At 74.1% G+C, this 11,595-nt stretch carries 8 protein-coding genes; 3 read left to right on the top strand and 5 right to left on the bottom strand.

All coding sequences use genetic code 11. The annotated features are described in order from the left end of the window. Positions 1-313 precede the first annotated feature (313 nt). Positions 314-697, top strand: a complete 384-nt coding sequence (locus K7862_RS38155; protein ID WP_033173507.1) for a cold-shock protein — start codon at positions 314-316, stop codon at positions 695-697. Between the two features lie 184 nt (positions 698-881). On the opposite strand, the gene K7862_RS33300 is transcribed toward K7862_RS38155, so the two are convergent. Genes K7862_RS33300 through K7862_RS33285 form a run of 4 tightly spaced genes read right to left on the bottom strand, consistent with a single transcriptional unit; the run spans position 882 to position 4,476 of the window. Next, complete coding sequence (locus K7862_RS33300) at positions 882-1,769, bottom strand: 1,4-dihydroxy-6-naphtoate synthase (RefSeq protein ID WP_222968816.1); 888 nt, start codon at positions 1,767-1,769, stop codon at positions 882-884. Beyond that, positions 1,762-2,535, bottom strand: a complete 774-nt coding sequence (locus K7862_RS33295) for a futalosine hydrolase (RefSeq protein WP_308012328.1) — start codon at positions 2,533-2,535, stop codon at positions 1,762-1,764. Before K7862_RS33295 ends, K7862_RS33300 begins: the two co-directional genes overlap by 8 nt. Beyond that, positions 2,532-3,023, bottom strand: coding sequence for a hypothetical protein (locus K7862_RS33290; RefSeq protein ID WP_222968814.1), 492 nt, complete (start codon positions 3,021-3,023; stop codon positions 2,532-2,534). Before K7862_RS33290 ends, K7862_RS33295 begins: the two co-directional genes overlap by 4 nt. A gap of 55 nt (positions 3,024-3,078) precedes the next feature. Beyond that, positions 3,079-4,476: an MFS transporter gene (locus K7862_RS33285; RefSeq protein ID WP_372461716.1), complete on the bottom strand. Its 1,398-nt coding sequence runs from the start codon at positions 4,474-4,476 to the stop codon at positions 3,079-3,081. A 239-nt stretch (positions 4,477-4,715) separates the two neighbouring features. Between K7862_RS33285 and K7862_RS33280 the strand changes: the two genes are divergently transcribed. After that, positions 4,716-5,669: a DUF3027 domain-containing protein gene (locus K7862_RS33280; RefSeq protein ID WP_222968813.1), complete on the top strand. Its 954-nt coding sequence runs from the start codon at positions 4,716-4,718 to the stop codon at positions 5,667-5,669. Between the two features lie 193 nt (positions 5,670-5,862). Then, the gene (locus K7862_RS33275) at positions 5,863-9,072 is read left to right on the top strand and encodes a sacsin N-terminal ATP-binding-like domain-containing protein (protein ID WP_262414193.1); all 3,210 of its coding nucleotides are present in this window, start codon (positions 5,863-5,865) and stop codon (positions 9,070-9,072) included. A gap of 102 nt (positions 9,073-9,174) precedes the next feature. Here K7862_RS33275 and K7862_RS33270 read toward each other — a convergent pair whose 3' ends face one another. Next, entirely contained in the window at positions 9,175-11,571 is a 2,397-nt protein-coding gene (locus K7862_RS33270) for an HAD-IC family P-type ATPase (RefSeq protein WP_222968809.1), read from the bottom strand. Between the last annotated feature and the right edge of the window lie 24 nt (positions 11,572-11,595).

Below are 11,595 nucleotides of genomic sequence, written 5' to 3'. Positions count from 1 at the left end.
GCCATCAGCATCGACACGAAGTACGCGGGCGTGGGCAGCCGGCTGGTGCCCAGCAGCAGCGGCGCGACGGTCGCCAGCGTGCCGACGGCCCCCACCAGGAAGACGATCGCGCCCACCCGCACGAGCAGGTCGCCGGGGCCCATGGTTTGTTTGCTCACCGGACCAGGGTAGGTCCGTGGCGTGGATGCCCGGGAACGGGACCTCGGCGTCTTGTCACACGGCGGCAGGCCATTAGCCTGGTGTCAGCGGGTCTCCGGTGGACCCGCTGAAGTCATATTCAGAGCGGTTTCGAGCAATGAGGACGAGGTCGGACGTGCCTACCGGCAAGGTCAAGTGGTTCAACAGCGAGAAGGGCTTCGGCTTTCTCTCCCGCGATGACGGCGGCGACGTCTTCGTGCACTCCTCGGTGCTGCCCGACGGTGTGGCGGCCCTCAAGCCCGGCCAGCGCGTGGAATTCGGCGTCGTCGCGGGACAGCGCGGTGACCAGGCGCTTTCGGTGACGCTGCTCGATCCCGCCCCGTCGGTCGCCGCCGCCCAGCGCCGCAAGCCGGACGAGTTGCTGCCGATCGTGCAGGACCTCACCACTCTCCTGGAGGACGTCGCGCGTTCCTTGCAGCGCGGGCGCTATCCCGACAAGGCGCACGGTCACAAGATCGCCTCGGTCCTGAGGGTCGTCGCGGACCAGCTCGACGTATAGCCGGCCCGGAGCGCTTTTGCGGCGCTTTACCGGAGGTTGGCCCTCCGGTAAAGAGCCGCAAAGTCTTTTCCGGGTCGATTTCCCTGCGGTTCTCCCCGGGGTTCTCCTCGGCGTTCCGCCGGGGTTCTCGCCGAGGTCCCTCCCGGCCTTGTCCCGGGGTTCCCGGGCCGGGACAGGCGCGTTCCTAGAACGCCAGCGCGTCCTCGCCCAGCGCCGGCACCAGGCCCTCGGCCGCCGCCCGGCCGAGCAGGCCGCGGACCGCCGCGTACCCGTCCTCGCCGAGGTCGGCGGTGAACTCGTTGACGTACAGCGCGATGTGCTGGTCGGCGACCGCCGGGTCCATCTCCTGGGAGTGCGCGAGCACGTACTCCCGCGACGCCCGCGGGTCGTCCCAGGCCGCGCGCACCGAACGGCGTGCCGCGTCCGCCAGCGACTGGAGCCGCTCCTTGCCCAGCGACCGCTTGGCGATGATGGCGCCCAGCGGGATCGGCAGGCCGGTGGTGGACTCCCAGTGCTCGCCCATGTCCGCGAGCTTGTGCAGGCCGTAGTTCTGGTAGGTGAAGCGCGCCTCGTGGATCACCAGGCCGGCGTCCACCCGGCCGTCCCGGACCGCGGGCATGATCTCGTGGAACGGCATGACCACGATCTCGCCGACGCCGCCGGCCACCTCCGCCGCCGCCCACAGGCGGAACAGCAGGTACGCCGTGGACCGTTCGCTCGGCACCGCGACGGTCCTGCCCGCCAGGTCGGTGCCGGGCTCGCGGGTGAGCACCAGCGGCCCGCAGCCGCGGCCCAGCGCCCCGCCGCAGGGCAGCAGGGCGTACTCGTCCAGCACCCACGGCAGCACCGCGTACGACACCTTCAGCACGTCGCCCTCGCCACGCTCGGCCATGCCGTTGGTGATGTCGATGTCGGCGAACGTGACGTCCAGCGGCGGGGCGCCGGGCACCAGGCCGTGCGCCCACGCGTGGAAGACGAACGTGTCGTTGGGGCAGGGGGAGTACGCGATCCGCAGCGCGGACCCGCCGGCCGGACTCCCCGTCGTCGTGCCGTCCGTCGTGTCGTCAGTCATGTTCCGGGTCAACCTCCAATGCCGCCGGGAGCTTCCCGAAGGCCCCTGTGAGTGCCGCCAGCGCGTCGCCGATCCGCCAGGCCGCCCGGTCCCGGGGGCCCACCGCGTTCGACACGGCACGGATCTCCAGCACGGGCAGCCCCGCGGCCGCCGCCGCCTCCGCCACGCCGAACCCCTCCATGGCCTCGGCCACGGCCGTGGGGTGACGCCGCGTCAAGGCGGCTGCGCGTTCGGCCGTACCGGTGACGGTGGAGACGGTGAGCACCGGGCCGTAGGCCGCGCCGAGGGCCTGGGCCACCCGGCGGGACAGCCCGGCGGGCGGCAGGTGCCGGGAGGTGCCGAAGCCCAGGTCGGTCACCGGGACGAAGCCCGCGTCGGTCTCGGCGCCCAGGTCGGCGGCCACGATCGCGTCGGCGACGGCCAGCGTGCCGAGCGGCGCGGCGGGGGCGAACCCGCCGCCGATGCCCGCGGAGACCACCAGCGCGTAGGGGACCCCGGCCACCTCCGCGCGGGCCAGAGCGGTCGCCGTCGCCGCGGCCGCCGCGGCGGGGCCGACGCCGGCCGCGACGACGTCCGCGGCCGCGGAGTCGGTCGCAGCCGTGTCCGCGTCGGTGCGGGACGTCAAGGTACCGGCGGTCAAGGTGCCGGTCGTCGTGCCGGTCCGGCCGGCGCTCGCCGCGGCGCCGGCCCGGGCCAGTCCCGCGACGACCGCGTCGCGCTCCACGGCGACGGCGGTCACCACCAGGAGACGGCCGGGACGGATCACTTGGACTTGATCAGCTTGATCTTCCACACGCCGTAGGTCTCGGCGCCGGTGGTGTCCGGGGACTCCACGATGTTCAGGGTCACCGAGTCGACCTGCGTGGTCTGGCCGGTCTGCGGGTCCTGCTGGGTGAACAGCGTGTTGGAGTCGAGCGTCCAGTAGGTCTTGTTCGTGAGCGGCTCGGGGGTGAGCAGCTGGGTGCCGGAGGCCAGCAGCCAGCCCTTCTTCGCCAGCTTGGGCTCCACGCCGACGCGGACCGTGTCGCCCAGGCCCACCGTGAGGTGGTGCTTGGCCGGGGCGGACAGGCATGACTCGAAGATCTTCGTCGGCAGCTTCTTGCCGTTCGCGTAGCACAGGTCGACGGCTTCTGCGGTCACCGACCTGCTGCCCACGGTCACCGTCGCCAGGGGCGTCGGCTTGTCGCAGGCGGTCAGGGCGACCAGCCCGAGGGAAATGGCACCAAGGGTGGTGGCTGCGCGGCGAATGCTCATGGGGGTGAGGCTACCGGGCGGTCGCCCCAGGCCTGCGCGGGGGTGCGCCGTGTCCTCAGGCGACGCGGGCGCGGGTCGCGCCGCCCCGGCGGGCCGCGCCGAGCAGACCGCGCACCGACACCGAGAACGCCAGCAGCACCAGACCGGCCGCCACCGCCATCCCCAGTTCGCCGCTGAGCGGCAGCACTATGCCCAGGCCGCCGCCGATGACCCAGGACAGCTGCAGGGTCGTCTCCGAACGGGCGAAAGCGGAGGTGCGGACCTCCTCCGGTACGTCCCGCTGGATCAGGGCGTCCAGCGACAACTTGGCGAGCGCCTGGGAGATGCCGGCCACGGCCGTCACCGCCGCCACCGTGACGAGCCCGAACCAGCCCGCCGCGACCGTCGCCGTCGCCAGCGCGATGATCAGCACGGTCGCGATGATCACCTCCGGGCCGCGCGCCTTGAGCCAGGCGCCCAGCGCCGTGCCCAGCGCGTTGCCCACGCCCGCCGCGATGACCGCCACGCCGAGCGATTCCGCGGGCGTCAGACCGCCCAGCGGATGCTCGCGCAGCATGAACGCCAGGAACATCGTCAGGAAGCCCGACAGTGCGCGCAGGCCCGCGTTGCCCTGCAGCGCGTGCAGCACCGAGGAGCCGACGCCGAGCAGGCCGGGCTTGCGGCCCGGAATGCCGGCGGGCTCCGGTGGCGCCTCCTCGTCCGCCGACAGCCGCGCCCGGTTCTCGCCGCGGGCCGAGTCCACCTTCGGGTCGAGCGACATCGACAGCAGCGCGCCGGCGAGATAGATCACGAACGCCCCGTACAGCGGCCAGGACGGTCCGATGGCATGCAGGCCCGCACCCACCGGCGCCGCCACCGCGGTGGCCAGCAGACCGGCCAGGGTGACCCGCGAGTTCGCCTTCACCAGGGTCGTGCGGCCAGGGAGCAGGCGCGGCACCACGGCACTGCGCAGCACGCCGTACGCCTTGGACGCCACCAGCACGCCCAGCGCCGCCGGATACAGCCCGAGGCCGGCGGTGGCCACCACCCCGGCCATCGTCCAGGCCAGGACCGCGCGCGCCATCATCGACGCGGCCATGGCGACCCGGCGTCCGTGACCCATCCGGTCGAGCAGCGGGCCCACGACGGGCGCGAGGATCGCGAACGGCGCCATCGTGATCAGCAGGTACAGAGCCACCCGGCCGCGCGCCTCGCCGGTCGGCACCGAGAAGAACACCGTGCTCGCCAGCGCGACCGTGATGAGCATGTCGCCCGCGGAGTTCACCGCGTGGAGCTCGATCAGCTTGGCCAGACCGGACTCGCCTGCACCGCCCGCGTGCGTCGAACGCCGGACCCTGCGCACCACGGCACCGCCGGAGCGCCCGACCCCACTCACGAGGGAGCGCCCGGCCCTGCGCACGGGTCCAGGACCCGACGTCACGGTACGTGCCACAGTCGCAATCCTGCCCCAAATGGAAGTTCGCGCACCCCCTCCTTTGCGCCGGTGGTGCACACGGGTAGCGTGCGATCGCGCAGAATGGTGGCAACAGGTGCGCCCGAGGACGCTCGGGCAGACCGTGAGGTCGGGGAACGAACGCGTTGAAGCGGTCCAGAGGTCCGCTCCGCTGCCGGCTCCCCCGCGTCCGGTCCGCCCGCCCGCGAGCGCACACGTGAGACGGCGTAGAAAGAGAAACGATTTCTGTGAGCCCTGCGATGCGAAGCCGTACCCCTGACCGCCTGTGCGCCGAGGCGGTGGACGTCGCGCTCGCGGTCACCGAGGAAGCGGCGGGGCCGCACTCCGTGGGTGAGCACCTCGGCGTCGTCGCGGAGGGCGACCGCGTCGTCACCCACCTCTTCGCCTGCAAGGAACCGGCCTACCGGGGCTGGCGCTGGGCCACCACGCTCGCCCGGGCCTCGCGGGCGAAGGTCGTCACCATCGACGAGACGGTGCTGCTGCCCGGACCCGACGCGGTGCTCGCGCCCGAGTGGGTGCCGTGGAGCGAGCGGCTGCGGCCGGGCGACCTCGGCCCCGGCGACCTGCTGCCGACCGAGGCGGACGACCTGCGCCTCGAACCGGGCTGGACGGGTGAACCCGGCGAGCCGGAGGACGTCGAGGGAGCAGAGGGCGCCGAGGGTCCCGAGGGCGCCGAAGGTCCTGAGGGTCCGGAGGGCGCGCGGGGCGCCGGGGCCGGGACCGCGGAGGAGGCCGTCGAGGTCACCGAAGAGGTGGTCGTGTCCGGTCCTTCCCTGTCGACCATCGGCGCCGTCGCCCGCCAGCTCGGCATGGGCCGGCCGCGGGTGCTGTCGCGGTACGGACTGCACACCGCCGCCGACCGCTGGGAGGAGCAGTTCGGGCCGAAGACGCCCATGGCGCAGGGCGCGCCCGCCAACTGCGCGAGCTGCGGGTTCCTGGTGCCGATCGCGGGCTCGCTGAGCCAGGCGTTCGGTGTGTGCGCCAACGAGTTCTCCCCGGCCGACGGCCACCTGGTCTCCCTCGGCTACGGCTGCGGGGCCCACTCCGAGGCGGCCGTGATGCCGCGCACGCCGCAGCCGGCGCCGATGGTGCTGGACGAGCTCCACGACACGGACCCGCTGCCGCTCCACCCCGACCGCCACGCCTCCGTCGAGGACGACGAGCCCTCCGAGGACGACCTCGGCCACGGCTGAGGCGTCTCCGCGGGGTGCCGGCGTCGCAGGCGGCCCGGCGCGCCGGGGGAGCGGGCCGTGACCGGCCGTCCCGAGCGCAGGGGCCGGCCGGGGCGGGCAGGCGAGGCGGCCCGCGCGGGCGACGGCCGAATGGCGGTACCTTCACGGTGCAGGGCCCTCACGGGCCGAGACCATGCGACGGAAGGGCCGTACGTTGACCCGCGCAGGCGTTGTCCGAACCGATCCGGAAGGCCACCCGGACCCCTTCCGTACCGCGGCCCTGCGCCACGCAGTCCTCACCGCCTGGACGTCCTCCGCCGCCCGCTTCCGTGAGGACGCCAACGCCGAGGAGGACCTGGCCCTCGGCGGCTACCGCGACCGGCTCATCGTCGAGCTCGCGCAGAACGCCGCCGACGCCGCCGTCCGCGCCGGCGTCCCCGGCCGGCTCCGGCTCACCCTGCACGAAGCCGAGGACGGCGCTCCCGCGGTGCTCGCCGCCGCCAACACCGGCGCGCCCCTCGACGCCGCCGCCGTGGAGTCCCTCTCCACCCTCCGCGCCTCCGCCAAGCGCGACGACGGCCCGGACTCCGTGGGCCGCTTCGGCGTCGGCTTCTCCGCGGTCCTCGCCGTCACCGACGAACCCGCCGTCGTCAGCCGAGCGGGCGGCGTCCGCTGGTCCCTGGTCGAGGCCCGCGACCTCGCCACCCAAATCGCCGGTCTGGCCGACGAGTTGCGCCGCCGCGACGGCCATGTCCCGCTGCTGCGGCTGCCGTTCCCCGCCGAGGGGCGTGCTCCCGAGGGCTACGACACCGCCGTGGTGCTGCCCCTGCGCGACGGCTCCGCCGAAGATCTGACGGACCGTCTGCTCGCCGGTGTGGACGACGCGTTGCTGCTCGCTCTGCCCGGCCTGACGGAAGTCGTCATCGAAACGCCCTCCGGGACACGGACGATGACGCGCCGTCAACTCGACGACGGGGACGTGCTGATCGACGACTCCGCCCGAATCGAACCGGCGCGCTGGCGTGTCGACTCCTCGGCCGGGCCGCTGGATCCCGAACTCCTCGCGGACCGGCCCGTGGAGGAGCGTCTGCGCCCGGTCTGGTCGGTCACCTGGGCCGTTCCGGTCGACGCCGAGGGAGCGCCCACCGCACCCCGCACCGCGGACATCGTGCACGCGCCGACCCCGACCGACGAGCCGCTCGGCCTGCCCGCGCTGCTGCTCGCGTCGTTCCCGCTCGACCCGACGCGCCGCCACGCCGCGCCCGGCCCGCTCACCGACTTCCTGCTCGCCCGCGCCGCCCAGGCCTATGTGCGGCTGATGGACGGGTGGCGGCCGGCCGGCACCGGTGTCGTCGACCTCGTCCCGGGGCCGCTGGGCAAGGGCGAACTCGACGCCGAACTTCGCCGTCGCATCCTGGCCGAACTGCCCCGCACGCCGTTCCTGCCCCGCGCCGCCGAAGCGCCGGCGCGGGAGGCGGCCGAGGGTGACGGCGGGTCCTGGGACGGCGGCGTGCCGCTCGTCGGCGAGGCGCACGCGCTGCGTCCGGTGGAGGCCGAGGTGGTCGAGGGCGCCACCGCGGAAGCCGTCCGGGTGCTCGCCGAGGTGCTGCCCACCCTCGTCCCTTCGGCGCTCGAACGGCGTCCTGCCCTGCGGCAGTTGGGCGTGGCCCGGCTGTCCCTGGCCGACGCCGTCGACCGGCTCTCCGGCGCCGAGCGGCCCGCCGAGTGGTGGTACCGGCTCTACGACGCTCTCGCCGGCACCGACGCCGAGGTGCTCAGCGGCCTGCCCGTGCCGCTCGCCGACGGCCGCACCGTCGTCGGCCCGCGGCAGGTGCTGCTGCCGCTGCCGGGCGCGGACGGGGAGGAGGCCGTGGACGCGTCGCTGCTGTCCCGGCTCGGGCTGCGGGTCGCCCACGCCGACGCCGCGCATCCCCTGCTGGAGAAGCTCGGGGCGCTGCCCGCCACACCGCGGGCCATCCTCACCACTCCCCAGGTCCGTGCCGCCGTCGCCGCCTCGCTGGACGAGGACCGGGCCGCCTGGGACGAGGAACCCGGCCTGGACCCGGAGGAACTGGCCGACGCCGTCCTGGGCCTGGCTCGCGCCGCGAACCTGGCTCCCGGCGAGGAGCCGTGGCTGTCCGCGCTCGCCCTGCCCGACGAGGACGGCGAACTCGCCCCCGCGGGCGAGCTGGTGCTGCCCGGCAGCCCGCTGGAGTCGGTGCTCCGCGAGGGTGAACTCGCGGCTGTGGACGGCGACCTCGCGGACCGGTGGGGGGAGCAGCCCCTCACCGCGGTGGGCGTGCTCGCCACGTTCGCCCTGGTGCGCGCCGCCGACGTGGTCCTCGACCCGGACGACCTGGAGCCGCGCGACAGCGACTGGGCCGAGCCCGACGACGTCGGCCTGCTCGACGCCGTCGACGTGTGGTGCGAGGACGTCCTCGACCAGCTCCCCGAGACCGACGTGCCGCCCGTCGCCACCGAGGTGGTCGGCGTGCGCGACCTCGACCTCGTGGACGACGACGCCTGGCCGCAGGCCCTGGCCCTGCTCTCCCGGCCCCCGCTGCGCGAGGCGGTCACCGCGCCGGTGCGGGTGCTGCTGCCCGACGGCACCACCGAGTCCGTGCGGGCCCATGCCGCCTGGTGGCTGCGCGACCACCCGGTCCTCGACGGCCGCCACCCGGTGGGTCTGAGGACGGCGGGCGGCGACCGGTTGCTGGCCGGCCTCTACGACGAGGCCGAGACCGACATGGACGTGGACGAGCAGGTCCTCCGAGCCCTCGGCGTCCGCACGTCGGTGGCCGCGCTGCTGTCGGAGCCCGGCGGCGCCGCCGAACTCCTCGGCCGGCTCGCCGACCCCGACCGAGGTGTCACCCCGGCCCAGCTCCACCATCTGTACGCGGCGCTGGCCGAACTCGACCCCGAACAGGTCACCCTGCCCGACGAGCTGCGCGCGGTCGTCGACGGCGAACCGGTCGTCGTGGACGCTGCGGAGGCCCTCGTCGCCGACGCGCCCGACCTGCTGCCGCTGGCCGCCGGGCGCGCGCTGCTGCCCGTGCCGCCGCGGCTGGCCGGAGACCTGGCCGAGCTGTTCCAGGTGCGGCGGCTGAGCGAGGCGGTGGAGGCGCGGGTGCTCTCCGAGGGCGAGCCGCACGACGTCCTGCCCGCGGTGCACGATCTGCTGCCCGGCGCGCCCACCAGCTACGTCGAGCACGAGGAACTGCTGGTCAGCGGGCAGGCGGAGGCCGGGGAGGTGGAGGTCGACTGGCGCTACGTCGACGGGGTGCTGCACGCCTCCACGGTCGAGGGCGTCGCCGCCGGCCTCGCCTGGGCCGCCGGCCACTGGCAGCGCAGGTTCGAACTGGCCGCGCTGCTGGAGGACCCGACGCGCACGGAGGAGCTGGCCGAGGCCCGCTGGTTCGACTGAGCGAGCACGTCCTGTGCGGGGTGCGGGGCTCGCTGGTGCGGGGTGCGGGGTTCGGTGGTGCGGGGCCCGCTGGTCGCGGGCGGCGGTGCGCCGAGCCGTGGTTCAGGCAGTCCCGAGCACGCGGGGCTCGCGGCGGCGCACCCAGGCCCACACCACCTCCAGGACCACCCCGCCGACGCCCGCGATCCCGACGGCCGCCCAGGGCACCGCGTCGCCGACCAGCCGCAGGGCGAAGAAGGACTGCAGCGAGGGCGTGACCAGCACCACCCCGAAGCCCAGGACCATCGCCACCACCAGCACCACCCGCCACCAGGTGTAGGGCCGGGCCACGATCGCCAGCACCCACACCTCCATCAGGAACAGGGTGAGGGTGGCCGCACTGGTCTCCGCGTCCAGCGACCCGGGGCCGGTGTACTCGTGCCGGGCCACCAGGTAGGTGATGAAGGACGCGAGCCCGCAGATGATCCCCGCGGGCGTCGAGTACCGCATGACGCGCCGGACGAAGTGCGGCTTCGCGCGCTCCTTGTTGGGCGCGAGCGCCAGGAAGAACGCGGGCACGCCGATGGTCAGCGTGGACAGCAGCGTCAGGTGCCGCGGCAGGAACGGGTACGGGATCTGCCAGAACACCACCAGCAGCGCGAGCAGCACCGAGAAGACGGTCTTGGTGAGGAACAGCGTGGCGACGCGGGTGATGTTGCCGATCACCCGCCGGCCTTCGGCCACCACCGAGGGCAGCGTGGCGAAGCTGTTGTTCATCAGCACGATCTGGGCGACGGCCCGGGTCGCCTCCGAGCCGGACCCCATCGAGACGCCGATGTCCGCGTCCTTGAGCGCCAGGACGTCGTTGACGCCGTCACCGGTCATCGCCACGTTGTGGCCACGGGACTGCAGGGCGCCCACCATGTCCCGCTTCTGCTGCGGGGTGACCCGCCCGAACACCGAGCCCTCCTCCAGGACCCCGGCCATCGCGTCGCGCTCCTCGGGCAGCCGGCGGGCGTCGACGGGCCGGTCGGCGCCCGGCAGCCCCAGCTTGCCGGCGACCGCGCCGACCGACACCGCGTTGTCGCCGGAGATCACCTTGGTGTGGACGTCCTGGTCGGCGAAGTACCGCAGGGTGTCCCCGGCGTCGGGCCGCAGCCGCTGCTCCAGCACCACCAGCGCCTGAGGGAGGACTCCGGTGGTGACCTCCGGGTCGTCCAGGGCCAGCCCGGACCGGGCCAGCAGCAGCACCCGCAAGCCCTCGTCGTTGAGGCGGTCGACCTCGGCCAGGGCGGGGTGGCCGGGGGCCAGCAGGACGTCGGGGGCGCCCAGCAGCCATGTCCCCGCGGTGCCCCTCGGCTCGGTCAGCGCCGCGCCGCTGTACTTGCGGGCGGAGCTGAACGGCAGGGCGCCGGTGCGCTGCCAGCCCTCGGAACCCGCCTGCGGGTAGGCCTCGATGATGGCCTGGAGGCTGGCGTTGGGGTGCGGGTCGGCGGCGCCGAGCGCCGACAGCACCGCGCCGACATGGGCGTGTCCAGCGCCTTCCAGCAGCCGCAGGCCCGTGACGTCCATCCCGCCCTCGGTCAGCGTGCCGGTCTTGTCCAGGCAGACCACGTCCACCCGCGCCAGCCCCTCGATGGCGGGCAGCTCCTGCACCAGGCACTGTTTGCGGCCGAGGCGCACCACGCCGATCGCGAAGGCCACCGACGTCAGCAGCACCAGGCCCTCGGGCACCATCGGCGTGATCCCGCCGACGGTGCGGCGCACCGCCTCCCGCGCGTCGTGGCTCTCCACGGTGAACTGGCTGATGATCAGGCCGATCGCGGTCGGCACCATCATCCAGGTCACGTACTTCAGGATCTGGCTGATGCCGTTGCGCAGCTCGGAGTTGACCAGGGTGAAGCGGGAGGCCTCGTCGGCGAGCTGGGCGGCGTAGGCCTGCCGGCCGACCCGGGTGGCGGTGAACGCGCCGCCGCCCGCGACCACGAAGCTGCCGGACTTCACCTCGTCGCCGGGCCGTTTGACCACGGGGTCCGGTTCGCCGGTCAGCAGCGACTCGTCGATCTCCAGGTTTCCGGCCTCGGCGACCTCGCCGTCGACCACGACCTTGTCGCCCGGTCCGAGCTCGATCAGGTCGCCGAGCACGATGCCGGAGGTGGGGATCTCGGCCGCGGCGCCGTCGCGGCGGACGGTCGGCTTGGCCTCGCCGATCACCGCCAGGTTGTCCAGGGTCCGCTTGGCGCGCATCTCCTGGACGATGCCGATCGCGGTGTTGGCGACGATCACGAAGCCGAAGAGGCTGTCCTGGACCGGCCCGACCACCAGGATGATCGCGAAGAGCACGCCGATGATCGCATTGAACCGGGTGAAGACGTTCGCCCGGACGATCTCCGCGGTCGAGCGTGAGGAACGGACCGGGACGTCGTTGACCTCGCCGCGCTCGACGCGCCGGGCGACCTCGTCCGAGCTGAGCCCGGGATGGCGCGCGGCGACGAAGTCGGTGTCGGCGCGTTCCGTCATGGCTCCGACGGTACGTGCCGGTGG

Origin of the sequence: Actinacidiphila acidipaludis, from assembly GCF_019890725.1 — a bacterium.
In the GTDB taxonomy this organism is placed as follows: Bacteria; Actinomycetota; Actinomycetes; order Streptomycetales; family Streptomycetaceae; genus Actinacidiphila; species Actinacidiphila acidipaludis.
The sequence above is the reverse complement of the archived record's forward strand: the minus strand, read 5'-3'. Positions and strand labels throughout refer to the sequence as shown.

Coding starts and splice junctions, on each gene's coding strand:
- K7862_RS33300 (WP_222968816.1), bottom strand. CDS start 1,769: ATGACTGACGACACGACGGACGGCACGACGACGGGGAGTCCGGCCGGC.
- K7862_RS33270 (WP_222968809.1), bottom strand. CDS start 11,571: ATGACGGAACGCGCCGACACCGACTTCGTCGCCGCGCGCCATCCCGGG.
- K7862_RS33280 (WP_222968813.1), top strand. CDS start 4,716: ATGCGAAGCCGTACCCCTGACCGCCTGTGCGCCGAGGCGGTGGACGTC.
- K7862_RS33290 (WP_222968814.1), bottom strand. CDS start 3,023: ATGAGCATTCGCCGCGCAGCCACCACCCTTGGTGCCATTTCCCTCGGG.